At 41.9% G+C, this 811-nt stretch carries 1 protein-coding gene; it reads left to right on the top strand.

Features of this window, described 5'->3' with window-relative positions; translation table 11 throughout:
* Positions 1-45 precede the first annotated feature (45 nt).
* Positions 46-794 (top strand): IS5 family transposase gene (locus JMX98_RS13940; RefSeq protein WP_201587427.1). Its coding sequence is split into 2 segments (ribosomal slippage): positions 46-376 and positions 376-794, totalling 750 coding nucleotides; the frame shifts between segments, so codons are not numbered across the junction.
* Positions 795-811 lie beyond the last annotated feature (17 nt).

The following is an 811-nucleotide window of genomic DNA, read 5'->3' as shown; positions in this document are numbered from 1 at the left end:
CTAGGGTGTGTTGACATATAGAGAATAATTGATAATTATAGTGCTATGACTAGATTAACACTAAGTGATGCCCAGTGGGCAAAGATAGAACCGTATTGTGCAGGTAAAGAGACCGATGTTGGTAGAACAGCCGTAAATAATCGACTATTTATAGAAGCTGTTCTATGGATTGTCCGTACAGGTAGTCCGTGGCGAGATTTACCCCCTGAATTTGGTAACTGGAACAGTGTTTATAAGCGCTACCGTCGATGGGTAAAAAGCGATAGGTTCAGCAAGCTATTTAACGCCTTAAATGACCCAGATTTAGAGTACGCCATGATTGATGGCACTATTGTTAAAGTACATCGTCATGGACAAGGCGCAAAAGGGGGGCTTGTCATCAGGCGATTGGCAAATCAAGAGGCGGTATGACCACTAAAATCATGGCAATGGTTGATGCATTAGGCAACCTTGTTGATTTTACTTTATTGAAAGGACAGCAGCACGACATGGCAGGTGTTAAACCTTTAATTAAAGACAAAGAGTTTGGTGCATTGCTTGCTGATAGAGCCTTTGACACGGATTGGCTACTGCTAGACTTAGAAGAGCGTGGCAGCAAAGCGGTCATACCCCCTAAACGCTCTCGTTTAAAGCAACGAGATTTCGATAAAGAAATGTACAAGTGGCGTCATTTAATCGAGAACTTCTTCTGTAAGCTGAAAGATTTCAAGAAAATTGCCATGCGTGCTGAAAAAACAGATGAGTCGTTTGCTGCTAATATCTATTTAGCAGCGACGATTATCCATTTACGGTAATTGTCAACACACCCTAG

The organism is Psychrobacter sp. HII-4, assembly GCF_904846595.1.
Taxonomy (GTDB): domain Bacteria; phylum Pseudomonadota; class Gammaproteobacteria; order Pseudomonadales; family Moraxellaceae; genus Psychrobacter; species Psychrobacter celer.
Note: the sequence above shows the minus strand (reverse complement) of the source record. Positions and strands in the feature narration are given on the sequence as shown.